This window comes from Rhodothermales bacterium (assembly GCA_013002345.1).
Classification (GTDB): domain Bacteria; phylum Bacteroidota; class Rhodothermia; order Rhodothermales; family JABDKH01; genus JABDKH01.
Genome location: JABDKH010000287.1, coordinates 1 through 24,908, shown reverse-complemented (window position 1 = coordinate 24,908; position 24,908 = coordinate 1). Strand labels below are relative to the sequence as shown.

Here is a 24,908-nt window from a genome sequence, read left to right as displayed (position 1 = left end):
CCCTGGTCGCAACGGTTCTCGTGGCCTTTGCCGCGACAGGTTTGACTGATCTATCATCGGCACAGGTCACGATTCGAGGCGTTGTTCGATCGGAGTCAGGTGACGCATTGGCCGCGGCCCATGTCGTCGTCGAGGGCACGTCAATCGGAACGATCACCAATAATACAGGTGAGTTCAAAATCGATGTCGCGGACCTGCCTGTGGTACTGGAAATCCGCCATCTTGGCTATCGTACGGGTCGGACGCGCGTGGAATCATATTCGGACCGCGCCCTGCAGGTCACGCTGGAGCCATCCGTCTACTCACTTGACGAGATCATTGTGGCGGACCGCGACTTCGCCGAGAATGTTGTCCGCAAGGTGATCCAGCGAAAACAGGAATGGGCGTCCGCATTGAAGAGATACCAGGCGGACGGTTACACCCGGATCACCCTGGAGAATGAGGAGCAAGTTGTTGCGATCCACGAGGCAGCGTTCCATCTGTTCGGGTCAAGGTGGTCTTCGTCCCGCGCGATCGTGCGCTCCGTTCGCGAGACATCCTCTCTTCATGAGGAACTGGGGCTGCTCCCGGCCGGGATGCCGACGGCCAACTTCTATGCCGACACGGTCGCCATGCGCGGTCTGGATTTCGTAGCACCCACGCATCCTGATGCTCTGGACTACTACTCGTTTTCGTTCGCACGGACGCGATCCATGGACGACCAGGTTGTTTATGATCTCTATGTCGCGCCACTCACCGAGCGACACGCCACCTTCATCGGCGTCATCTCGATTCTTGCCGACGAGCATGTCATGATCGCGGCTCAGCTCAGGCCGGCGCGGTTTGTTGTCTTCCCTCTTCCGACAGCTTCCTGGGACGTTTTCTATCAGCAGCAGTTCTTCGAGGTCAAGGGCGCCTGGCTGCCGGCCGATGTGCGGCTGGAGGGCGCATTCACCGTGCATGCGGAGAACCAGTCTTTTGGACCGGTCGGACTGCGGCAGACGACGCTCTTCACGACGTACGCGTTCGACCAGCCACTTCCTCCGCAGCTGGCGTCAAGCAGGGAGAGCGTGATACTCGACCAGGAGTCCATCGAGCGTGATTACCTGTTTGCGCTCGGGATCAACGTGGTTCCTCTGACGCCACGTGAAATGGCAGCCGTCATCATGCTCCAACGATCCGGAATGACGCTTCAGCAGGCATATCCGCCGCGCCAACCTCTTCTCGCCGCGCGAATGATCCGCCCATCTTTCCCTCTGCCGGAGGTCCCCCAATTCGACTGGCCGCGCGTGGCCGGCATGCAGCCCTCCGTCGGTCTCAATCGCGTCGACGGCTATCGCACCGGGATCGGAACTACGTGGAGACTGCTCGATGACCTGTACTTCGAGTGGCGTCTCACGCAGGCCTTCGCGCTCGATCGTGTGAGATATCACGCCAGGGCGACACACCTTCTCTCAGAACGCTTCTGGGTCAGCGGACGCTACACGGTGGACAGTGCACCCGCTATGAGTCGTCACTTCTATCCGCGATCCGTCGCCTCACTCGCAATGCAGTTCGGTGCACCGGACTACTACGACTACCACTGGTCGGAGGACTTCGAAGTCTCGGCTGGATGGGCGGCAAAGTTCGGTCGACTACGACTGGATGTCCGAAGCGAGCACGTCGAGCCGCTCAGCGCCGATCTTACGCGGGCGTGGCCCTTCACAAGAAAGCTGGACTCCAATCCGATGCTGGACACAAGCCGTGTCAGTACAGTGTCGCTTACAGGTACGGTCGGACAACGCCCGATTCCCTTTCGAAACGGGGCGAGGAGCGGCATCACGATTCATGTCGAGCAAGCTGTCGGGCGGTCCGGACTCGACTCCGATTTCACGTTGCTTCGCGTCGATGCCGACGCCTATCTGCCCACGTTCTACCGCGCACGTCTCCGGTCGAACGCGCTCCACATCCGGTTTTCGGCGAGCACACATCGTGGGTCGGTTCCGCAGCCGCGCTATGGTGCCATTCAGACTTCCCTGCGTGGCTTTGGCACGCTTGGCGTGCTTCGCGGTTTGCCCGAAAGCCCGCGTCTGGCACCATCATTCGCGGGTCTGTTCTGGGAGCACGACTTCGGCGGGGCGCCGTTCGAGTGGATCGGACTGTCCGGCGTTTCAGAGGCCGGTGTCGGAGTGCGCCTTACGGGAGCGCATGCGCGTACGTGGGTGCCGAGTGCGGATGCACTGGAAGAGATCACGGACGTACACCACGAGGTGGGGTTCTCCATCACGAACCCGCTACGCCTTTCGGTTCGTCTCGACGTTACATATCGCCTCGATGACGGTCACATTTTTTTCGGATTCGGCCTGGGTCGATTCTAGCGCGGCCCTTACTCCGACACTACTGGCGAGACCGGCTTGCGGGTGAACTCAAAGATGAGCGCGGTCTCGATGTGGGCGACTTCCGGAAGACTGGTAAAAGACTGCATGACCAGGTTGCGCAAATGGTCTGTGCCCGTTACAGCGACGTGAACCATGAAGTCATTGGCGCCGGCCACGTGGTAGAGTGCGCTCACCTCCGGCAGGCTGAGCACGTGGTCCCTGAAGCGCTCGATCTGTCCCCTGACATGCATCGAAAGTCGGACGGAGATCATGGCCTGCAAGCCGACGCCGAGAGCGTCTGGCCGGACGTCCGCAAAGAAGCCCTGAAACACACCCGAGGCTGTCAGGCGCCTCATCCTCTCAAGGCTCGTTGAGGGGGCAACGCCGACGCGGTGGGCGATCTCCTTGTTTGAGAGCCGAGCATTCTTCTGAAGCTCTGCCACAATGCGAAGGTCGGTCGCATCCAATTCGATACTCACGATATGACCCGAATTAAGTTCAGAATCCTGTGAATGAGTCGATTATATGCGTAATGTATATACATAAATCCAAAGAAACACCGATCCAGGAGAATTAGCCATGAGTAGCGACCAGACCCGCCACGACCGGTACACCCTGGCTGTCCACGCAGGCCGGAGCGACTTCGGAAAGCTCGGAGTGCATGCCCCCCCGCTCGACCTGTCATCCACCTATCCCATACGCGACCTCGACGAGGCGATCCACAGCATAGATCGGCTGGCGGCCGGTGAATCCGGAGCCGCAAATCCGATTTATGGCAGGCTGTTCAATCCGACTGTAGGCCGTCTTGAGCAGGCTGCGGCCGAACTGGAAGGCGCCGATGCCGCCATCGCTTTCTCGTCCGGCATGGCCGCCATGACCGCTGTCATTCTGGCCGTGAAATCGCGAGGCAGTCACATCGTTGCGGTGCGTCCGCTTTATGGTGGGTCCGATCACCTGCTGGATAGCGACATGCTCGGCGTTGACGTTACATGGGCCACGGCGGACAAGATCGCGGCATCCATGCGCGCCGATACCTGTCTCGTGATCATGGAGACGCCAGGAAATCCGACGCTGGACCTGATAGACATTGAGCGCGTCGTCCAACAGGCGGGTGACGTTCCCGTGATGGTGGACTCTACGTTTGCGACGCCGGTTCTCCAGCAGCCCCTTCGTCACGGAGCGGCCATCGTGCTGCACAGCGCAACCAAATTTCTCGGCGGACACGGCGACGTGATCGCGGGCGTAGTAGCTACTTCAGAGGAGTGGGCCCCCCGGATTCGGCAGGTTCGGGTGATGACCGGCGCAATTCTGCACCCTCTTGGTGCGTACCTGCTTCATCGCGGCATACCCACGCTTCCGCTTCGTGTCGAAAGGGCACAGGAAACGGCCAGCATCATCGCAAGCCGGCTTTTGGAGCATGACCTTGTGACCCGCGTGATGTATCCGGGTCTTCCCGGGGCCGATCCGTACGGTGTTCTTGGTCGACAGATGAGTGGCCCCGGCTCTCTGATCTCATTCGAAGTCGATGCAGACATGGACGACATCGCGTGGATGATGAAGTCACTTACCGTAATCACCCCCGCCGTCAGTCTGGGCTCTACCGATTCCCTCATCCAGCATCCGGCGGGACTCACTCACCGCATCGTCGATCCGAAAGCACGCCAGCGATCAGGTATCACTGACAATCTTGTCCGGATATCCGTCGGGCTCGAAGGTGTGGAAGATCTCTGGCACGATCTCGTCCGGTCTTTCGAAGCGATCCAAAAAAGACAGCGATCGTTCAGCGCTCGCGTACAGCAATTGACACGCCGTCCCACGCTTGATCACGAGAACCACTAGAGAATCCGTTTCAGGACTTCGCGGTCGTGCTCGTCGGGGGACAGGATGAGGTGCCCCATGCGGTCTCGCTTGGTTTCGAGATAGTTTCGATTGATGTCGTTCGGCGGTATTTCGATCGGCATCCGATCGACAATCTCCAGCCCATATCCGCCCAGGCCAATCCGCTTCTTCGGGTTGTTAGTCATGAGGCGGATCTTGCGGATACCCTGGTCGCGCAGAATCTGGCATCCGATTCCATAGTCCCGATCGTCCATTCCAAAACCGAGCGCCTCGTTGGCATCGACCGTATCCAGTCCATCTTCTTGCAGCTTGTACGCACGGAGTTTGTTCAAAAGGCCGATGCCACGACCCTCCTGCTTCATGTACAGCACAAGCCCCTGGCCGGCCTCTTGCACCTTCTTGAGAGCTTTCGCAAGCTGATCTCCGCAGTCGCAGCGCATCGATCCGAAGATGTCACCGGTTACACACTGCGAATGGACACGGACCAGCACGGTGTCGTCTGTCGTCCAGTCACCTTTCCGCAGTGCAAGGTGCACCTCGCCGGTCAGCACTTCCTCATATGCGAAGAGCCGGAACTCACCGAACCGCGTCGGAAGATCAACATCGACGACACGCTGCACGAGCTTCTCGGTCCGCATCCGATGCTCGATGAGGTCCTTGATGGTAATGATGCGCACATCGAATCTTCGAGCAAGCTCGAACAGCTGCGGTACACGCGCCATGCTCCCGTCCTCGTTCAGTATCTCAACGAGAACGCCTGCCGGTTTATGCCCTGCGAGTCTGGCCAGGTCGACCGTCGCTTCTGTGTGACCGGCGCGCCGCAAGACGCCTCCCCGCTGGGCGCGAAGCGGAAAGATGTGACCGGGACGCGCGAGGTCTGACGCCTTCGTTGCAGGATCACTCAGCGCGCGCACTGTCGCAGCGCGGTCCGCCGCAGATATGCCGGTCGTCGTGCCCTGGTTGTAGTCGACTGAGATCGTAAAGGCCGTCTCGTGAAGTGCGGTGTTCGAACTGGCCATCATCTCGAGCTGGAGCTCAACCGATCGGTCCCACGTGAGCGGTGCGCAAATCAAACCGCGACCATGCTTGGTCATGAAATTGATTACGTCCGGCGTCACGGTTTCCGCTGCAGCGACGAAGTCGCCTTCGTTCTCGCGATCTTCGTCGTCCACAACAATCACGAGTTTCCCGGCGCGGATGTCGGCGACGGCATCGACAATGGAATCGAACTCAAGTTTTCCTTGATTCACGTCTACATCCATTTCTGATCACATTGTGTGTTCATGTCGCGCCGCGTGTAGGCCACCGATCGCCGCATCACGTCTCTACTTAGCCTGAACGCTGGACAGGGCGCTCTTTTCAACCCTCAACTTCACGTTTGTGTCCACCTGGACGAGTACGGAGGTCTCATCAACCTGCGTGACACTGCCGTGAACTCCGCCGATCGTAACGACTTTGTCTCCCTTCCTCACGGCAGATATCATGGCTTTTCGCTCATCCTCCTTCTTTTTCTGTGGGCGGATGATGAAAAAGTAGAAGACCAGAAAGATGAGTATCAGGGGCAAGAACATCGCGATCGGATTCGCGTCGCCACTTGCAGGTCCCATCAGAAAGATGCTGTGCATGTCGTTGAAGGATTTGGTTTTCGTGTGATTATCCCGCGAGTGGCTATGCAGCCAGCACGCGTAAATAGAAAAGCGGAGACGTCAGTTTCCGTCGCTCGCCAACATCGTCGAACATGCAGCTGATGGTGTCAGCCAGCTCTTTCGACCGTGAAGCTTTTCGAATCACCATGTTCAGCAACCGTTTGCGGCGGGCAATCTTCTGCATCAGGTGCGATACTCGCAGTTCGTCGCGCAACAACCCGAGTACCTCCTTTTGATATCCTGACAATACGCTCAGCGAATAGTCGCCTGTGCGACGAGCCGTTGAAGCCCAGTCCGCCGCCGACGACGCGCTCAGGACGGCATTACCGATCCCTTCGCCCGAGAATGGATCAATTAGACTGGCCGCGTCTCCGACCAGCATCCATCCGTTACCCGCCATCTTGCGCGGGCGAGAGCCAAGAGGAAGTCCCCAGCCGCGAATCTTACCGACCCTTCGGGCACCCTCGAATCGTGGTGCGAAACGACGATCGGCAACAAGCTGATCTAGAAGTTCTCGCATCCGAATATTCCGCTTCTTTAGCACCGAACTTGGCATTCCCAGTCCAACGTTGGCTCCACCGTCGGGGAGTGGAAAGATCCAGAAATAACCCGGAATCACCGTATCAACGAAGTGAATCTCAAGATAATTCCCCTCATTGAACCCGGTAACTCCCTCGTAATACGCCCGAATGGCTCCGACATAGTGCTTCTTGTCCAATTGGTCGATCCCCAGTCCGCGGGCCACAGCGGAGTATGCACCGTCCGCGCCCACCACCAGAGGCGCTCTGACGTCCACCTGTTTACCGTCCGGTCTGGCAACCGTCACACCGGCCACCGCGTCGCCGGTCCACAATAGACCTCTGGCCTCACTTCCCTGCCAGATTTCGACGCCGGCATCCTCGGCCGCCCGGAACACCAGGTCATCGAAGCTTTGCCGCTTGCACACAAACGCGGGCGTGTCCCATTCTGGTGAAAAAGGAATCGAGATTTGATCCCCTGAGGGCGCACTGAACGTGATACCCCATGTCTGCAGCGCGTCGGCCTTCATCAGCTTCTTGGTCACACCGAGACGGCTCAGGATATCCAGGCTCTTTCCGCCTACTGCATCGCCGCAGACTTTGTCGCGCGGAAAGTACTCCTTGTCCACGAGCAGAACGTGCTGGCCGCTCTGTGCCATAAACGCTGCGGCGGAAGATCCACCGGGACCCGCACCTACTACTATCACATCGTACATTCGAACTCCGCCACGACAGGTAATCAGCGAGATAATGCCCGTTCAACGGGTCGTAGAGCGCTTGGTCCCGAAACCTGCGTGAATTTACCAAAACCACGGGTTTCGCGAACGGGCCGATGAGTCTGTATACAGCCGATCTGTTGCCGACACCACGAGAGACGAGAATGTCAATCACGTGGTTGAGACGATTGGTCGCCCGGTCTTGTGGACGCTACCAACGGGAGGCACATTGCCGATTCAGCGAGTACACCGGGACTTGCACTTCGACGTACAAGGCGAGACCATACTTCATCGCTGCCGGCACAGTCCATGCGCTGCACGGAAGATGCACAGACACTGATCCTCGCCCCCCTCGGACGTCTTCCATCTGCGGTCTCGACGCCGCACCGCCCGCTTGATCTTCTGCTGAAACACGAAATCGTCCGGCAACAATTCAGTTCATGATATCGCCGGGGCGCCTCGAAAAAACGCGGGGCAAAAAGTAAGGGCAAGCGACCCGTATCGCACCGCTACAACCTCCTACCGCTGCTGCCTTCCGGCCCTGACGGAGTTCAGAGGGAGCTGGTCGTACGGGACTTGCCCTCGCCGGTCACTACGGGAGGGTGAGTCGATGGTTCCGGCGCCAATTTTGAAGAATGTCCAGAACCGGGATGCACGTGCCATCGACAATTCGGCGATCGCCGCACCGTCAACTCCCGTCGAAAAACCGGAAGTTGATTCTCTCCCGGTTGGCGCTCGAAACCATCAGCTTCCCTTTCGGAAGATGTACCTCCTTCTGATCCCGACCCATGTACAGATTGTACGCCAGTGAGTTGTTTCCCGATGTCCACTTTACAACTACCGAGTACACCTGCTCGCTCACCATGCCGGCGTAGACAACCGTGATATTTCCGAAGAAGATGGTCCTCACCTTGGCCGCCTGTCCAACCAGCAGGCTGTAGTCTTTCGCTTCACTCATCGGCTAATCTCCGTGTGCTTCATAGTAGTCTATGCGACATCCACAGCCGTCCCACATTCTTTCGTACTGTTCGAGACGGCGCTGCAAGAACAGATCGAGCTCTTGCCGGTCTGCGAACTTCCGGACCGTGTACTCATTCGCTTTCGGCTGTTCCACGGCCAGGATCAGATCCCTCCACTTCGCAGCCAGCAGACTGCCCTCGCCCAGCGTGCCATGACGCTCGAGAATGTCGAGTTCTTGCGACAGCTCTGCCATCTCCTCCGGCATGATCACCAGGAACCTTTCCGTTTCCAGGCGTCGGGCAATATTGTCAGTCTTTCGTTCCACTGTCTGATTCAAGATTCTTCTTGCCTCAGGATTTTACTATTCACTACCTATCCGATTCCGATTGCGTCGATGTCAATGGCGATTCGATAGCCGGGTGGAATCGAACCGTACTTCGCGTTCGTAGCCCGCATAGCCGGCTGTAACTCAGGAACACGTTGTCGGTGCGGGGCACGCACAACGGTCTGATATCGAAAACGCCGCTTGACACGGGGGATGAAGGCGGGATGGGGACCATGAATGCGGACGTCGAGGTGCTGCTGCCTCAGCAGTTCGGTCCACTCCGTACCCAGTCCGCGCGTGGCTCCATCTTCCGGCCCGTTGAATTCGACAACAGCGACCTGCCCGAAAGGCGGATATCCAAGTTCCTTGCGTCCCCTCATCGCATACTCGGCAAAACCTTCGTAATCGTGACTGGTGGCAAAACCGAGCGCCGAATTGTCGGGGTTTCTGGTCTGGAGATAGACTTCCCCCGGCATGTCTGCCCGGCCCGCCCGGCCCGCGACCTGTGTCAGCAACTGAAACGTACGCTCCTCCGAACGGAAATCGGGCAGCAGTAGCTCGGTGTCTGCGTTAATGACGCCGACGAGCGTGACGCGCGCGAAGTCAAGCCCTTTCGCAACCATTTGCGTACCGAGCAGCACGTCGGCCTCGCCATTTCCGAATCGCGACAGGATGTCGTGGTGAGAATGCTTGCGGCCGGTGGTGTCGAGATCCATCCGTAGTATGCGCATCGACGGAAAGGTCGCGACCAGTTCCTCCTCAACTCGCTGCGTCCCCGCACCAAGTCTCTGCAGGCCGGCTGCACCACACGACGGGCAAACGGATTCGGGCCGCTGCGTCCTGCCGCAGTAGTGACAGCGTAGACGCCGGATCGATTTGTGGTACGTAAAGGTCACCGAGCAGTCCGGGCACATCGGTGAGTACCCGCAGGTGTCGCACACCAGGACGGGTGCGTAGCCCCGTCTGTTCTGCAACAGTATCACTTGTTCCTGCCGATCGAGCCGGGATGCAATGGCCTCCTTCAGCGTAGTAGAAATCGTTCCTTCGAGACGGTGCTTCTTGCGCTCAAGGACCAGATCTACGATTTGCACGGTGGGCAGTACGGCGGGGGTCGAATCCTTCACCGGGACCCTGTCGGGCATCGACAACATCCGGTACTTCCCGTGTTGCGCATTGGAGTAGCTTTCGAGACTCGGTGTTGCCGAGCCGAGGACACAGGTCGCTCCTTCGAGAAAGGCGCGCATCACCGCTACATCGCGGGCGTGGTATCGGGGCGATGGATCCTGTTGCTTGTACGATTGCTCGTGTTCCTCGTCGACCACAATCAGACCCAGATTCTCGACGGGTGCAAATACGGCGGACCGGGGGCCGATCACCACGCGATGCCGTCCCTCACGAAGATTCCGCCATGCGTCGAAGCGCTCGCCCATGCTCATTCGGGAATGCAGCACGGACACGGCGTCTCCGAAGCGGGCTCGATATCTCCGGACCATCTGCGGCGTGAGTGCGATTTCCGGCACGAGGATAATGCCCGAGCGACCTGCGTCAATCGCCGTTCCAAGCGCCGCCAGGTACACCTCCGTCTTTCCGCTGCCCGTCACGCCGCGCAACAGAAACGCCTTGAATCCTGCCGAGTCTATCGACTGCTGAATCTCTCCCAACGCTGCGGCTTGTGACGGATGAAGCTCTGGTCCGCCCGACATCGCGGGAGCAGGCTCATCGGGAAAGTGCGTCCGCAGCTCCTCTCTTGAAACGATGTTCACGAGACGCTTCTTCTCGAGCGAAGTGACGGTGGCTGAGGATGACTTCGAGACCTCAAGCAGTTCGCTGAGCGACACTTCCTCGTCTCCATCCACGAAGCGATCGAGCAACACCGACATCACGGCACGCTGTTTGGCTCCGCGAAGTTCGAGCATCGCTTCGCGCGCGGCATCAGGATGTCGGACCTCGGGTGCCAGTTGTACGAACCTGACGAGCTTTGCCCGCGCGCGTGGACCGCGAAGGCGGCTGTCAAGCCGGACAATGTCGTCCCGCTCTAGTCGCCTGAGTCGCGCCGTTGACATAGCCGGGAATCGCCGGCGAACTGACGTTACAGGCACCTCGCCGCGGCCGGTGAGATAGTCCACAAGCCCCGCCGCGTCACCGACCACATGAATCTCCTCTGCAGGTCGGTCCGTGAGCTGTACGACCGTTTCCGACTGGATCTCGATGCCCGGCGGAAGGGCAGCGCGCATCGCTTCGCCGGGACCGCACACATAGTATTCCGCCACCCACTCTGTCACCTTCAGCAGGCCGTCAGTCATCGCCGGATAAGCGTCGGGGAGGTCCAGAATCGATTTAAGCGCGATCTTTTTCGCTTCGGGGTCGGGTTCGTCCGACATCGCCACGACGACGCCCGTCATCGTCCTTGATCCGAACGGCACGACTACGCGGTAGCCCAGTCCGATTTCGTCCGTCCACTCTGCAGGAACGGAGTAGCTGAAGGTCGACTCAATGGGAAGCGGTAGTGCGACTTCGACAATCAAAAGGGTCGCTGGATCTAAGGGGTCGACTACGCCTCAATGTGCAGCGCTTCGCGGAGTCGACGGATGTTCTTTTCTATCTGGTGGTCGCCGCGAAAGACGGCGCTGCCCGCGACGACAACGTCCGCACCTGCGCCTGCTACTTCGCGAATATTCGATACGTTAACGCCCCCGTCAACCTCCAGATACGCATCGGACATCACGTCATCCAGCATCTGCCGGATGCGACGAATCTTGTCCGTGCTGGACGGTATGTACGCCTGGCCTCCAAACCCGGGATTGACCGACATGACCAGCACCAGATCAACGTCTGCAATGATCTCTTCCAGGCTCGATATCGGCGTCGACGGATTCAGCGTTACACCGGCTGCAACGCCCGCCTCACGGATCTGCTGGACCGTCCTGTGAAGGTGTGGACAGGTCTCGACGTGCACGGTGACGATGTCGGCACCGGCGTCGACAAACGCATCGACATACCGCTCCGGCTCCTCGATCATCAGGTGAACATCCAGCAGCGCTCCGGTATCATTGCAGAGGGTTCGCAATGCGCGTACGACCAGTGGCCCAATCGTAATATTGGGCACGAAATGCCCATCCATGACATCGATGTGCAGCCAGTCCGCACCGGCCGCGATGGCCTGCCGGCACTGGTCTTCCAGATTCCCGAAATCGGCCGCGAGAATCGAGGGGGCCAGTTTGATCATCTTCCAAACGTCCAGCAAAATGAAAAAGGGCGCCTCGGTGGAGACGCCCTCAATCTAAGAACGCGGCCGCCGCCACACACTAGAATATCGCCATGATCACGGCGATGATCATCACGTTAACAAGCGCGAGTGGAAGAAGGACCTTCCAGCCAAGCGTCATCAACTGATTGTACTTGAACCGCGGCAACGTCCACCGGACCCAGATGAACAGGAAGGCAAAGAATCCCGCCTTTGCGATCAGGAAAAGGACCTGCAATACAGTGAGGAGCCACCCGAGCCCGCCATCGTAGAACGCCTGCGAATACAGATACTCGAACGGAAGCAGGTATCCTCCGAAAAACAGTGTGACAATCACGAACGACGCCACGAAGAAGTTTACATACTCGGCCAGAAAGAACATGCCGAACTTCATTCCGCTGTATTCCGTGTGATAGCCGCCAACGAGCTCCTGCTCCGCTTCCGGCAAGTCGAAGGGCGTCCGGTTCGTTTCGGCAAAAGCCGTCACGATGAATATGATCGCGCCCACCGGGTTTCTGAATACGTTCCAAACCAGGGCCTGGTCTTCGACGATCTCGACAAGACTGAGGCTCGCGGCCATCAAAATCACCGAAACCACAGCAAGCCCCATCGACAGTTCATATGAGATCATCTGGGCTGATGAGCGCAGGCCTCCCAGCAGCGAGTACTTGGAGTTGGAGCTCCAGCCCGCCAGCGTGATACCGTAGACGCTGATCGACGTAAGTGCCAGCAGGGCGAGGACGCTCACGTCAAAGTCTGCGACCACGATGCCGCGCGCGACAGGAATCAGCGCGGTCGCCGACATGGCGATCGTGACCATCAGGAGCGGTGCGAGGGAGTGCACGAACGAGTTGGCCGCTGACGGCCGAATGTCTTCCTTCAGAATGAGCTTCAGCACATCTGCAAACGGCTGCAAAAATCCGAATGGTCCGACGCGATTCGGGCCCGGCCGATTCTGTATCACGCCCGACACTTTCCGCTCGGCGTACACCAGTACGGATGCCGAGACCAGAAAGAAATTGATCAACAGGAAGGCAACCGCCGCCGTCCAGTACAGGGGTAAATCCATCGTTAGACCTTAATGCCTCCGTTGCTCATACTGCAGCCCCCACTTCCGACAGGTGAACGCCGAGCAGACCCATTGCGTCGTACGTCGCTCCGTCGAAGGCGGCGATACTTCCAGACACCTCGTCCATGATCTGCATCGGACCTTTGTAGGTCATCTCGAATCCGAGTCGTTCCGCAACTTCCGGCAGCGACAGCCATCCCGGCCGACAGTCCACGAGGTTTTCCTCGGTGTGCCACCGATCAAAAGGTGTTCCATGCCGGTCGGCGCGGCTCTGACCCATTTCCATTGCGAGCGTCCGATTGATACCTCGGATGGCCTTGGCCGGCCGAACGCGCTGGGCGTGTCCATCCGCATTGACGAACGTGCCCACCGTCTCTACGATGGTAGCCGCCGGCAGCGTAACGTCCGCGTGCGACAACGTCCGATTTGTCGTGTTAAAGTGGTGCAGGATAACAGATAAAGCTTCCAGCGCCTCAGCATCAATCAGCCCCGCGGCCACGGGATCGTCCTGCAGCACATACACCAGCTTGATCTCCCCGGCGGCGATCCGTGACTTCACCAGGACAGGATCTGCCGCTTGCATCCCAAGACGCTCGCAGCCCTGTGTGTTAGGGGTGCGGTCGTCGGTCCTCAGCCATCCGTCGCCCACACCTGGCATGACACGCGGCATGAACTGCGGTGTCGCGGCACCGAGTGCAGCCGCGAGTTTGACCAACAGATAATTGTCTTCGACCGGCGCATACGGAGATCCAAGGAACAGTACTTCCTCCGGTTGAACGCCCTTGATAAGACGGGCAGCCTCATTGCACGCGGTTTCCCAGGAGGCGGATTCGCCCCTCACCGTAGGACCGCCCGGACGGTCTTTGTTGAACCGCTCGTAGTCCAGTCGATCTTCGTCCGCCAGCCAGTACGCGTTGACCGCCATATTTTGCCGCGGCGTAACCTTCATGATGAGGTTGTCCTTCACCCAGTAGTCGCAGTTCGACCCCTTGGCATTGGTCGTGGTGATTGACGGCGTCTTGCTCATCTCCCAGATTCGCGACTTGAAGCGGAAGTCGATCGAGGTGAGCGCACCCACCGGGCAAATGTCGATGACGTTCATCGAATACGGTTCGTCGAAGTCTGTCCCCGGCGGCGTCATCGGGTAGTTCTTGACCCCGCGGCCGATGATCGTGAGCTGGTGGCTCATCGATATCTCATCCGTGAAGCGCACACAGCGCGTGCAGTTGATGCAGCGCTCTCCGTCCAGCATCACGCGGGGACCGAGGCGAACGTGCTTCGGCTTGTGGACTTTGGTGAACTCGAATCGGGAGCCCTCCGGTCCGTACTTGTACGCCTGAATCTGCAGCGGGCAGTGTCCCGCCTGGTCACAGATCGGACAATCGAGCGGGTGATTGATCAGCAACAGCTCCAGGTTGTCCTTCTGAGCCTGAGCGACTTCGTCGCTGCTCCGATGCGTGTGGATGACCATACCGTCCGTAACATCCATCGAGCAGCTCGTCATGAGCTTCGGAAAGTACTGGATGACGGGGTTGCCGTCGTCGTCGAGACGAGGCTTCCTGGTTTCACGATCCACGGCGGGCGTTCCGGCCTTGATCAGGCACTGCCGGCAGTTCGCCGGGGCCGACATGGCAGGATGATAGCAGAAGTGCGGCAGCTCGTGATCCTTGTCGAGACACAGCTGAAGCGCCTTCGGCCGCCCTTCAAACTCGTAAACCTGATTATCTATTGTGACCTTCGGCATACTTCCTTCTGGCTTCCATCTCTTGGAAACGTCATTGCGACTCGGCGACCGCAAGTTGTCCGACATCGGCCGGTGCGGATTCAGGGTCGGGCTTGCATCGGGCTTCGAACTCACCACGAAAACGCGTGATCGTGTGTCGAACGGGCCATGCCGCGGCATCCGCCAGGGCACATACCGTTCGTCCTTCCATCTGCGAACAGACATCGATCAGAAGATCCAGATCGCGTACACGTCCCTCGCCCGCTTCGATCCGGCTGACGAGGCTTTCCAGCCAGCCCGTTCCTTCGCGGCACGGCGTACACTGTCCGCAGCTCTCGTGATGATAAAAGTGAGTGACACGCCGGAGCCACGCCACCATGTCGGTATCCTCATCCAGGACAAGCAGGCCCGCCGTCCCCATCATTGATCCTGCCTCGCGGAGCGACTCGACGTCCATCGTGACACCGTCGATCATGTCCGCGCGGAGGGGCGGCGTCGAACTTCCACCCGGAATGACGGCCTTCAACTTCTTGCCGTTGCGCATCCCTCCCGCCGCCTTGTAGATGAGATCGGAAATCAGCATCCCGGACGGATACTCGTAGACACCCGGCCTCACAACGTGTCCCGAGATGCCATACAGCACCGGCCCCGGGTGTTTCTCCGAGCCGATTGATCCGAACCACTTTGCTCCACGGTCGATGATCAGGGGTACGCAGGCCAGCGTCTCCACGTTGTTGATCGTCGTGGGCCGACCAAAAACTCCGTACTGGGCCGGAAAGGGAGGCTTGCTGCGCGGGTAGGCGCGCTTGCCCTCGAGCGACTCCATCAAGCTGGTTTCTTCGCCGCAGATGTAGGCGCCCGCACCCTTGTGGATGACGATGTCTGCAGAGAAATCCGACCCGAGAATATTCTTGCCGACGTAACCCTTCTGATAGGCTTTGGCAAGCTCGCGCTCCATGTGCGTTATCCAGTCCGCATACTCGCCGCGGACATAGAGGTACGCCGTATCGATCGACATGGCGTAGCACGCAATCAACATACCCTCGAACACGAGGTGCGGATTGTATTCCATGAGCTGCCGGTCCTTGAACGTACCGGGCTCGCTTTCGTCGGCATTGCAGCACAGGTAACGGCGACCACCGTCCGCCGCCGGCATGAAACTCCACTTCAGGCCCGCAACGAAGCTTGCACCGCCACGACCCTTGAGCTGGCTGGCTTTCACCTCGTTCGTTACGGACGTCGGATCCCACTTCTCCAGCGTCACAACATCACGAAGCGAATTGTACCCACCCTCCTTCTCGTAAACCTCCAGTTTGTGGAGATCCTTGACAGGTGGCAGCAGGACACGCTTGTATTCGCGCCAGTTGCCGGCTTTCGATATTCCCGCCTTCGCTTCCATGCGCCAATTGGTCCGTTATCGTTATTCGAGCGTGCGTGCTACCGGTGGCGTTCGATAGGTATCTGTGTGTCCGGCGTCCGTGCGACGGTTGCCACCCATTTCATCCTCGTCCTGCGGAAGAGTGACGGAAACGAACTCGGGCAATTTGCCTTCGCGCAGTCCCGATATCAGGCCATCCAGTTTCTCTTCGGTCAGATGATGCGCGTACGTGCCGTTTGTCACCTGCAGCATCGGCGCCGACCCGCAGGCTCCGAGGCACTCGGCTTCCTGGATGGTGAACAATCCGTCATCCGTCGTCTGGCCCTTCTTGATTCCGAGCTTTTCTTCGAGGTAGTGCAGCATGTCGTAGCCGCCGCAAACCTGACAGGAATAACACGTGCAAACGTCAAGCACGTACTTCCCTTTCTTTTCCTTGAAATACTGGGTGTAGAACGTCGCGACACCGTACGCCTGAGCGTACGCGATCCCGAGCTCGTCCGCGACAAGCCGTATCACCTCGGGGGGCAGAAAGCCGAATTTCTCCTGAGCCAGCCAGAGAGCCCTCATGACAGCTCCCTCCGGCTCCTGATATTGCTCCTTGTACGCGGCAATGGTCTTCTTTTCCGCCGTCGTAAATACGAGCTCGGCGGAAGAAAAAACGGGCTCCGGATACCGATCCAGCAGCTCCACCACCTCTGTCTTTCGCGTCTTGGGCATCCGTCTTGTGCTGATTACTTGTCTGCTTCTCCCATCACGGGATCTACCGTTCCGATGAGCATCACCATGTCGCTCATCCCAACGCCTTCGAGCATGAATTCCAGTCCCTGCAGGTTGGCACCACTGGGAGCATTGATACGCACCCGCCATGGTTTGCCTGTACCATCCGACTGAAGATAGAATCCCAGTTCACCCTTTGGCGCTTCCACGGCATGGTAACACTCGGCTCCCTTCGGCGGACAAACCCCGGTTTCCGTGTACATGAAGTCGTGTATCATGCCCTCCATGGAGTAATACACTTCATCCTTGGAGGCATACGTCTGCTTTGCGTTGTCGACGCGGATAGGTCCCGCCGGCAAACGATCCAGGCACTGCTCGATAATCTTGAGGCTCTCCTTCATCTCGTCGAACCGCACGAAATATCGGGCCAGGCAGTCGCCTTCAGTCCGAATCGGGATGTTGAAATCGACCTCCTCGTACTTGAGGTACGGCTCGAACCGACGAATGTCGTAAGGAATGCCTGATCCCCGAACACATGGGCCGGTCATTCCGAGCGCAATGGCCTCGTCGGCGCTCAGAACTCCGACTCCGTCATTGCGGTCGATCCAGATTCGGTTTCGGTTCAGGAGTTTGTCCCATCCCTGCATGGCTGCCGGAAACTCCTCGATGAACTTCCTGATCAGGGCGAGCCCGGTGTCCGTCACGTCCCACGTGAGTCCACCGATGCGACTGTGTGAGACGGTGAAACGGGCCCCGGCGACTTCATCAAATATCTTGTAGAGGTCTTCGCGCGACTGGAAGGTCCACAGGAAGACCGACAGCGCGCCGGCGTCCATGAGTGCTACGCCCATCCACAGAAGGTGATTGGAGATGCGGGCAAGTTCCACCATCATCATCCGGATCCACTGGGCGCGCTCCGGCGCCTCAATCCCGGCCAGCTTCTCGACGGCCAGACACCATGCGACGTTGTTCGAGTACGGCGCGATGTAGTCCATGCGGTCCGTGTACGGCATGAACTCCTGGTACGTCTTGGATTCGGCAAGCTTCTCGATGCCGCGGTGCAGATAACCAATGTCGAGCACGCACTTCTCGATGAGCTCGCCGTCGAGCTTGACGGCACATCGGAGGACCCCGTGTGTCGCGGGGTGCTGCGGACCAATGTTCAACACCATCTGGTTGTCGAGAGGATCCTCGGCGCGCTCCTGCACATCGTCAGGATGATGCATCTGCTCCAGCCACGCATGTTTGCTTTCGAGGCGCTTGTACAATGCCTCGTTGTGCTTCGGCCAGAAGCTGAAGTAATCGGCTCCTTCTATACCCGACAGGATGCTGTTGCTCATGAAGATCGCTCCAGGATCTCGAAACCGTGGTTAGTCCTCTTCGGCTGTGCTGGATTCCGGCTCCTCGTAACTCTTGACAGGCCGGCGTCCATGCGCTGCAGAAAACGGGTCGTAATTGAGTTCACCCTCGGGAGTCTGCGGCGGCAGCGGCAATGAACCGGGAATGCCTAGCAGCGGAAACTCCTTGCGCTGGGGATGATACTCGAAATCCTCAGGCAAGAACATCCGGCGAAGATCCGGATGGCCATCGAAACGAATGCCCAGCATATCCCAGCATTCGCGCTCGGTCCAGGTGGCGGCACGGAATACTTCAGTCAGCGTCGGCACGACGGGCTCGTCCTCTTCCACTCGCACTTTGAGGCGGATTCTCTTCTGTGCTTCAATCGCGACAAGACTGTAGAGCACCTCGAATCTTTCGACCTCGGTGAACCGATCTATTCCGCCGAGATCGACGAGGTACGTAAACCCGTGCTCATCCTTCAGGAAGCGACACACGTCTACGATCCGGTCGGTCGATACTCGAACCGTGTGTTCGCCCGCGTACAGACTGACCTCTAGGACGTCATCACCAAATTCGGCTACGAGCGCCTTCACCACGTCAGGAACGAACGTCGTCCTCTTCGCGTGGGGGTTCTCCGGGGCGTCGCCGGATGGCGGATCGACCGGCGTGAACTGAAAGCTGAGAGTCTTGTGCTGATCCATTCGGCGTCAAGTCTGAGTCGGCCTGGCGGTCACACCGGCGGTTGTCGTCAATTGGCCTGCCGGTATGATCGTGCCCCTCTGATGATCCTGATCGATGGTGTATTCGTTGCGGATCTTCTCCTGGATATCCATGAGTGCGTGGATGAGCGCTTCGGGTCGCGGCGGGCAGCCAGAAATATATACGTCGACCGGGAGGAAATTATCGATGCCCTGAACAACACCGTAGCATCTGTGCATCCCTCCGCTTGACGCGCACGCACCCATGGCGATGCACCATTTCGGATCGGCCATCTGGTCCCAGATACGACGGATGACATGTGCCATCTTGTAGCTGCACCAGCCCGCGACGATCATCAGGTCTGCCTGACGCGGGGAGAACCGCATCGCCTCGCTGCCGAATCGGGCCACGTCGTACTTCGGGGCAGCGAACGCCATCATCTCGATCGCGCAGCAGGCCAGGCCCATGGGCATCGGCATCAGCGAATTCGACCGGGCCCAGTTGACCACCGCATCAACGCGCGTGGTAAGGAAGCCTTCTCCGAGTTCTTCAGGTGCCATATCAATCGATTCTTAGGAGGTGTTCTTGCAGGCCGTCGTAACAGCGACGGTGTCTGTGGGTTTCAATTCGTCGTTGATGTCTGCAATCCGCTCCGGATACTTGGACAGGAATGAACAATCAGCCGATACGATCCTCCCGCTGATGCCGCAGATCTTCAAAATCGAGTCCGCCCTTTTTGATGTCGTAGAGCAGGCCGATTCCGAGGATGATGATAAACAGGAAAACGACTGCGAGGACGCCCGGCGCCTCCCCTGCTTCAATGAACTCGGTGAAGCTGACAGCCCACGGATACAGGAACACAACTTCCACGTCGAACACGATGAATATCATCGCCACCAGATAGAACTTGACGGAGTAGCGATCGCGTGCCGTACCGATGGAATCCATCCCGCTTTCGTAGGCGCGCAACTTCGTGAAGTTGGGTCGGTTCGGGCCGAAGATCTCCGCCGCCTTGAAAAGCATGAGCGCGAGCCCGGCTGCCAGAGCGATCGCGATGAAGAGGGGTAAGAACTCAGTCAGCATGCATCTACCGGAGAATCGGCGTCAACGGCGTGTTCAGCTATGAATCAGGCGGAATCGAGCGTCGCAAAATATCCCTGTCAAGCTACCCAATCGGCCCCACGCAATCAACGCGAGAACCGTTGAATATTGAATGTATTGCGGGATGGGCGACCATAGAAAAGGCCCCCGCAGTCTGATCCACGGGGGCCTTCGTTCCAGGATGTTGGTCCCTATTTGATGGTGTACGTCAAGCGCGCCATCGCCATACGACCGAGCTTCGGTGCGCCGATGAACTCGCGGTGCGAATTATCGAGCACGTTATTGACGGAAACGTCGAGGCGAAGTCCGTCTAGCTGGTTGCGGAAGACATACCCTGCGCCGACATCCATCAGCAGGTATGACTCCACGCAATCATCTGGCAGATCGGGCGCGATCCGGCAATTCAGGCCAACATACGGTCCGGACTGGATCGGCATGTCATCGGTAAAGCGGCCAGCGATGTTGAAGTAGAAACCGCTGGGCGAGTTGTACTGGCCGCCAAGGCGTCCTTTTAGTTTGGCCGCATTAAGTGCCACCGACAGACTCGAACCCTCTTCGCCCACTTCACCGGCGTCAAAGTAGTCGTCGCTTACGATCGAGGCATTGCCGAAGAACGACAAGGCACGAGAAGCCTGTAGCTCGAAACCAGCGTCGAGACCGTAGTAGTCTATCTCACCAAAGTTACGATAGCTCAACACCAGCTCGGGCGTACTACCTGCTCCGGCGAGATTGTCGGCCGGCTCGACGATGCCGACCGTGCTTGGAAGATCATCCTCTGCAAATCCAACCACAAGCGCCGCGGCCTGCGACGGAGTCACTCCGAAGAGTCCAAGAGTTCCTGCGAGAACAGCATTGTCAGCGATACCGGCGGCCAGTGCGGATTCGAGGTTCGCGGACAGTGTTGGAACCACGACCAGCGGTGTCTCCATCAGCAACGGTCCGACGAAGTTCTTCCGCTTCGAATAGTATCCATCAAGATTAATCACGAGCCCCTCACCCACGCTCTCAAACACGCCGGTGTACCCGAGCTCCACCGTCGTTGTGGTCGTCTTGTCGAGTGGTGCGATGTCCGTCAAGTCTGCTACGAATCCCAGTTCACCTGTTGACGGGTTCAGAATGCCCAGAAGACCCGGTGAAAATCCGGATACCGTCGTGTTCGCCGGACTCAACAAACCGACCAGCGCCGCAGTTGTCGCAGCGTCGAGCGGCACGCCGAGCGCCCCTCCGATTTGCTGCGCCAGGACGTCATCCGGAATGGCGTCGAGGCCCGCGTGTACCAGTGCATAGATCTCACCGAGGTCGGCACCCTGGGGGCGATCCTCGCCAAGGGACGTCGGCAGAAGACTGGTCGCCACAAGGTTGGTTGGCGCAAAGGAGTAGTCGGGATTTCGTCTCCATTCATGTCCAAACGCCGAGCCCATACCCCTCACCAGAATGTCGGTACCCGGAAGCTGTCCCGCACGAATGTCCAGGAAGTTCGAGTTCGTTCCAGGCGCTGAGAATGCAATATTGAAGGAGGTACGCAGCGTATGCGCCTTTGGCCGATTGCGCGGTCCGAAGTGTATAGCGGCGGCAGCCCTTGGGGATATCTGGAAGTCCTCCGTAATCGAATCGTAGTCGCCGCGAACGGCACCCGTCAGCGACACTCGTGGATGCGCTTCGACCTGCCCCTGCACGTAGACGCCGAATTCATCCGTGTTATCGTTGTCCTCGTTCCGCCCATTGATGTCACCTTGAGTGTCCGGCCGTGTGAGCTGGATGTCCACTCCACCGACCACCGAGTGCTTTCCGAATGTCCGGTCGTACTGAGACTGGAAATTCATCAGCAGGCTCTTGTCCCTGACGTTCTGCAGCGTCTGGTAGACGAATGAATCACCGGTATCATTCTTGTTGAAGTAAGCCTGCGCAAAAAAGCCGTCAACCCCTGGCCGACGCGTCTTGAAACGCAGCTGTCCGTAGGAGTATCCAAAACCCTTGGCCTGCAACGTTCCGATCCCCGACAATACGGTCGCGTCCAGCTTAGAGTAGCCTCCCGTCGCGATCAAATCCGTGTTCGCACTGAGCTTGTAGGCAAGTGTGGCATTAGCGTTGAGTTTCTCGTAGTCGGAGTTCCGGGCGCCGCCGGCTGCAACGCAAGCTGCCGCCTCGCTTTCTGGAGTGGTATCGTCTTCGAGCGGATCGCACTCCTGCACGGCAAAGATCTCGTCTGCGGCATCATTCAAATCGAGTTCCCAGTCGGATGCCTGCCCGTACATACCGGTGACCTTGAACGCGAATCGATCGCTCACCCTTGTTGCGTGCCGGATTTCAGTTCCGAAGTACGACCGCTCGCCACCGCTAAATGAAATCGTGGTGCCAGGGTGAGTGAACGGATCTTTCGTAAAGAAATGAATCACGCCTGCATCGACACCCGCACCGTACAGCGCCGACGCCGGCCCGCGAACCACCTCGATTCGATCCACATCCAGAGTCTGCGCAGGAGTGATACTGAAGATGTTTACGCCGAGCGACGGTACGGCCGACTGCCGGTAATCCGTAAGCACATACGCAGTCGTGGAGAAGGCGTTGTTGAAGCCCCGCAACACCGTCTCGCATCGATCCACTCCCGTGCACTGGATATCAACGCCCGTCTTCTTGCGAAGAATCATGGACGAGTTCGTCGACAGGTTTGTCAGGATCTCCTGCGTACCCACCGTCTCCATGGGCATCGGGAAGTCCTCACGCTTCTGCGTGACGCCACCGACGACCGTGATCTCACCTCCAACGTCCAGGACTGACTCATCGAGTCGCGCATCCAGCACCAGCGTCTGCCCCGCGGCAAGCGTCACAGGCACTCTGTACGTGATGTAGCCGATCAGACTGAATTCGATTGAATACGTGCCGGGTTCGATACCCGTGATGCGATACGTTCCATCGACGGCGCTGGCCTGCGCACCGGTCGCCGTCCCGCCAAGAATGATATTAGCGGGGAGACCTCCGCCATCCGTCGCATCCACGACGGTTCCGCTGATTTCGGCTCGTTGACCAAGCGACATGTCAGCCGAAGCGCCGACAAGAACGAATAATGCAATCAGCAGCTTTGTGGCAACCTTCATGTTGACCCTCACTGTTTGATGAGATGACCCCGGAAGCGCTTCGCGGAAGCACACGATCCATGAGTCGGGCGAAAGATTGGATGGCGAGCGATATCGATTATCGATCTGGCCGACCGGAAGACGTCGGTTGAACCTTCAGTTCAGGGACTGGATGAGACAATTTTACCGCTTTTCTGTCGTACAGACAACTCTGCCCGCCGCCGGCGAGCATTGCAGGGCTCCCTAGACGAGCCCTACGCGGTCAAAAATGGCGTCGACGTTGCGCAGATGATACTCCGCGTCAAAGGCATTTTTCACCTCGTCGGGGCCGATGATGGCGCCAACGCGTCCATCTTCTTCGACAATATCCCGGAAAGACCGCTTTTCTTCCCACGCACGCATCGCGAGGGGCTGCACCAGATCATATGCAGCTTCTCTGCTCGATCCGGCATCGATCAGTTTGATGAGAAGCCGCTGGCTGTTGAAGAGGCCGAACGTTCGTTCCATGTTCTCGCGCATGGTCGCGGGATAGACGACCAGGCGTTCCATGATCGTCGCAAATCGCTGAAGCGCATAGTCCAGAACCGTCGACGCATCGGGAATGATGACTCGTTCCACCGAGGAATGCGAAATGTCGCGCTCGTGCCACAGGGCGACGTTCTCGTAAGCAGCCACCATGTAGCCACGAAGGAGTCGCGCACAACCCGTGATATTTTCCGAGCCAATAGGGTTGCGCTTGTGAGGCATAGCCGACGAACCTTTCTGGCCTTTTCGAAACGCCTCTTCGACCTCCCGGACTTCGCTCTTCTGAAGTCCGCGCACTTCGATGGCCATCTTCTCGAGAGTGGCTCCGACAAGAGCGAGCACGGCCATATAGTGCGCGTGGCGGTCGCGCTGAAGCACCTGTGTTGAGATCGCAGCCGGCTCGAGGCCAAGTCTTTCGCAGGTGATTCGTTCGACTTCAACCGGGATGTGTGCGAACGTGCCGACGGCCCCCGACAGCTTGCCCACGCGGACTCCTTCTGCGGCTGCATGGAAGCGATCACGATTACGGCGCATCTCCGAGTAATAGAGCGCGAGCTTGAGACCGAATGTTGTGGGCTCGGCGTGCACGCCGTGCGTCCGGCCCATCATCAGCGTGTACCGGTGTTCTTTTGCCCGGGCGCCGAGCACATCGATGAGCCGATCGATTCCAGCGAGAAGAATCTCATTCGCTTTCTTCAATCGCACGCTCCACGCCGTGTCGACGACGTCGGACGACGTGAGCCCGTAGTGCACCCATTTCTTTTCCTCTCCCAGCGATTCACTGACGGCCCGCGTAAACGCGACGACGTCGTGGCGCGTTGTCTCCTCGATCTCGTGGATCCGGTCCACGTCGAAACGCGCCTGCGCGTAAAGCACTTCCACATCCTTCTTCGGAATCACGCCCAGTTCCGACCAGGCGGCGCACGCGGCCAGCTCGACTTCAAGCCAGGCATCGAACTGTGCCTTCTCACTCCAGAGTGCCTTCATCTCCGGGCGTGAATACCGATCGATCATGGTCTGACTGCCAGGTTACAGTATGTGGCGAGGGGGATGGTCAAAGAATATCGCGCTTGTCGCGAAGATGTTTGTACAGCAGAGCTCGCGCACGGAAGATGTGCGCCTTGACCGTGCCGAGCGGTAGATCGAGTTCGCGCGCGATCTCTTCGTATGACTTCTCCTGCTGGTGCCGCATGACAATGACGCGGTGATATTTGGGCGGAAGAGCATCGATCGCCTCATGAAGAAGCTCTCTGCGCTGGTCTTCCACGATGTGGCGGTCGGGCCGGTAGGTCGTGTCCGGAAGTTCGAATGCTACTTCACCATCTTTGGCAGAGATGGGGCGATCGATCGACATGGTCGGCAGCTTTTTCTTCCGCAGATAGTCGATCGTATGATTCGTGGCAATCTTATACAGCCAGGTCGAGAACGCGTAGTCGGACGAATATGAGTTCAGCGCCGTGAATGCCTTGATGAAGCACTCCTGAACGAGGTCGTCGACTTCATTCTTGTCGCGAACCATCCGGCCCACATGCCGCTCAAGGGCAGGACGGTATTTCTCCAGCAGGGACTGGTACGCCGACTCGTCTCCCGTGAGAGCAAGCTCGACCAACTCGCGATCGCGCTCGCTGGATGCGGATTGCACTTGTGCCGGCTCGTCAGGCATCAAGAGAGACTATTCATTCGAACGACCAGGGCGA

21 protein-coding genes and 1 other RNA gene are annotated in these 24,908 nt (G+C 58.5%); 2 read left to right on the top strand and 20 right to left on the bottom strand.

Annotation, left to right across the window (positions count from 1 at the left end):
- The first annotated feature begins 41 nt into the window (after positions 1-41).
- Complete coding sequence (locus tag HKN37_13915) at positions 42-2,336, top strand: carboxypeptidase-like regulatory domain-containing protein (GenBank protein ID NNE47745.1); 2,295 nt, start codon at positions 42-44, stop codon at positions 2,334-2,336.
- Positions 2,337-2,344: 8 nt separating this feature from the next.
- Here HKN37_13915 and HKN37_13910 read toward each other — a convergent pair whose 3' ends face one another.
- The gene (locus HKN37_13910; GenBank protein ID NNE47744.1) at positions 2,345-2,809 is read right to left on the bottom strand and encodes an Lrp/AsnC family transcriptional regulator; all 465 of its coding nucleotides are present in this window, start codon (positions 2,807-2,809) and stop codon (positions 2,345-2,347) included.
- A 106-nt stretch (positions 2,810-2,915) separates the two neighbouring features.
- On the opposite strand from HKN37_13910, the gene HKN37_13905 reads away from it, so the two are divergent.
- Entirely contained in the window at positions 2,916-4,175 is a 1,260-nt protein-coding gene (locus HKN37_13905) for an aminotransferase class I/II-fold pyridoxal phosphate-dependent enzyme (GenBank protein NNE47743.1), read from the top strand.
- Here HKN37_13905 and HKN37_13900 read toward each other — a convergent pair.
- The 19 genes from HKN37_13900 to HKN37_13810 all read right to left on the bottom strand — a co-directional run bounded on the left by HKN37_13900 (position 4,172) and on the right by HKN37_13810 (position 24,874).
- On the bottom strand, positions 4,172-5,437 hold the full coding sequence (locus HKN37_13900) for a bifunctional 3,4-dihydroxy-2-butanone-4-phosphate synthase/GTP cyclohydrolase II (protein ID NNE47742.1): 1,266 nt from the start codon (positions 5,435-5,437) through the stop codon (positions 4,172-4,174). The genes HKN37_13905 and HKN37_13900 overlap by 4 nt on opposite strands.
- A 63-nt stretch (positions 5,438-5,500) precedes the next feature.
- Positions 5,501-5,800: a preprotein translocase subunit YajC gene (gene yajC / locus HKN37_13895; protein ID NNE47741.1), complete on the bottom strand. Its 300-nt coding sequence runs from the start codon at positions 5,798-5,800 to the stop codon at positions 5,501-5,503.
- 43 nt (positions 5,801-5,843) lie between these two features.
- Entirely contained in the window at positions 5,844-7,055 is a 1,212-nt protein-coding gene (locus tag HKN37_13890) for a geranylgeranyl reductase family protein (protein NNE47740.1), read from the bottom strand.
- Positions 7,056-7,537: 482 nt separating this feature from the next.
- Positions 7,538-7,637: signal recognition particle sRNA small type (ffs, locus tag HKN37_13885), an RNA gene on the bottom strand.
- A gap of 106 nt (positions 7,638-7,743) precedes the next feature.
- On the bottom strand, positions 7,744-8,013 hold the full coding sequence (locus tag HKN37_13880) for a hypothetical protein (GenBank protein ID NNE47739.1): 270 nt from the start codon (positions 8,011-8,013) through the stop codon (positions 7,744-7,746).
- A 3-nt stretch (positions 8,014-8,016) separates the two neighbouring features.
- A complete protein-coding gene (locus HKN37_13875) occupies positions 8,017-8,340 on the bottom strand; it encodes a hypothetical protein (GenBank protein ID NNE47738.1) in 324 nt (107 codons plus the stop codon).
- Positions 8,341-8,387: 47 nt separating this feature from the next.
- Complete coding sequence (gene priA, locus HKN37_13870) at positions 8,388-10,865, bottom strand: primosomal protein N' (protein ID NNE47737.1); 2,478 nt, start codon at positions 10,863-10,865, stop codon at positions 8,388-8,390.
- A 26-nt stretch (positions 10,866-10,891) separates the two neighbouring features.
- Positions 10,892-11,566, bottom strand: a complete 675-nt coding sequence (locus tag HKN37_13865; GenBank protein ID NNE47736.1) for a ribulose-phosphate 3-epimerase — start codon at positions 11,564-11,566, stop codon at positions 10,892-10,894.
- A gap of 79 nt (positions 11,567-11,645) precedes the next feature.
- On the bottom strand, positions 11,646-12,653 hold the full coding sequence (gene nuoH, locus HKN37_13860) for an NADH-quinone oxidoreductase subunit NuoH (GenBank protein ID NNE47735.1): 1,008 nt from the start codon (positions 12,651-12,653) through the stop codon (positions 11,646-11,648).
- A 25-nt stretch (positions 12,654-12,678) separates the two neighbouring features.
- Positions 12,679-14,397 (bottom strand): molybdopterin-dependent oxidoreductase, encoded by a 1,719-nt coding sequence (locus HKN37_13855; GenBank protein NNE47734.1) that lies wholly within the window; start codon positions 14,395-14,397, stop codon positions 12,679-12,681.
- A 31-nt stretch (positions 14,398-14,428) separates the two neighbouring features.
- A complete protein-coding gene (gene nuoF, locus HKN37_13850; protein ID NNE47733.1) occupies positions 14,429-15,775 on the bottom strand; it encodes an NADH-quinone oxidoreductase subunit NuoF in 1,347 nt (448 codons plus the stop codon).
- 21 nt (positions 15,776-15,796) lie between these two features.
- Positions 15,797-16,471: an NAD(P)H-dependent oxidoreductase subunit E gene (locus HKN37_13845; protein ID NNE47732.1), complete on the bottom strand. Its 675-nt coding sequence runs from the start codon at positions 16,469-16,471 to the stop codon at positions 15,797-15,799.
- A 14-nt stretch (positions 16,472-16,485) separates the two neighbouring features.
- Positions 16,486-17,811: an NADH-quinone oxidoreductase subunit D gene (locus HKN37_13840; GenBank protein NNE47731.1), complete on the bottom strand. Its 1,326-nt coding sequence runs from the start codon at positions 17,809-17,811 to the stop codon at positions 16,486-16,488.
- A 30-nt stretch (positions 17,812-17,841) separates the two neighbouring features.
- Complete coding sequence (locus HKN37_13835) at positions 17,842-18,513, bottom strand: NADH-quinone oxidoreductase subunit C (protein ID NNE47730.1); 672 nt, start codon at positions 18,511-18,513, stop codon at positions 17,842-17,844.
- 6 nt (positions 18,514-18,519) lie between these two features.
- Entirely contained in the window at positions 18,520-19,071 is a 552-nt protein-coding gene (locus HKN37_13830; protein ID NNE47729.1) for an NADH-quinone oxidoreductase subunit B, read from the bottom strand.
- Positions 19,072-19,189: 118 nt separating this feature from the next.
- Entirely contained in the window at positions 19,190-19,594 is a 405-nt protein-coding gene (locus HKN37_13825) for an NADH-quinone oxidoreductase subunit A (GenBank protein ID NNE47728.1), read from the bottom strand.
- Positions 19,595-19,803: 209 nt separating this feature from the next.
- Positions 19,804-22,707 (bottom strand): TonB-dependent receptor, encoded by a 2,904-nt coding sequence (locus HKN37_13820; protein ID NNE47727.1) that lies wholly within the window; start codon positions 22,705-22,707, stop codon positions 19,804-19,806.
- 222 nt (positions 22,708-22,929) lie between these two features.
- Entirely contained in the window at positions 22,930-24,225 is a 1,296-nt protein-coding gene (gene purB, locus HKN37_13815; protein NNE47726.1) for an adenylosuccinate lyase, read from the bottom strand.
- A 40-nt stretch (positions 24,226-24,265) separates the two neighbouring features.
- Complete coding sequence (locus HKN37_13810; protein NNE47725.1) at positions 24,266-24,874, bottom strand: sigma-70 family RNA polymerase sigma factor; 609 nt, start codon at positions 24,872-24,874, stop codon at positions 24,266-24,268.
- Positions 24,875-24,908: the final 34 nt, after the last annotated feature.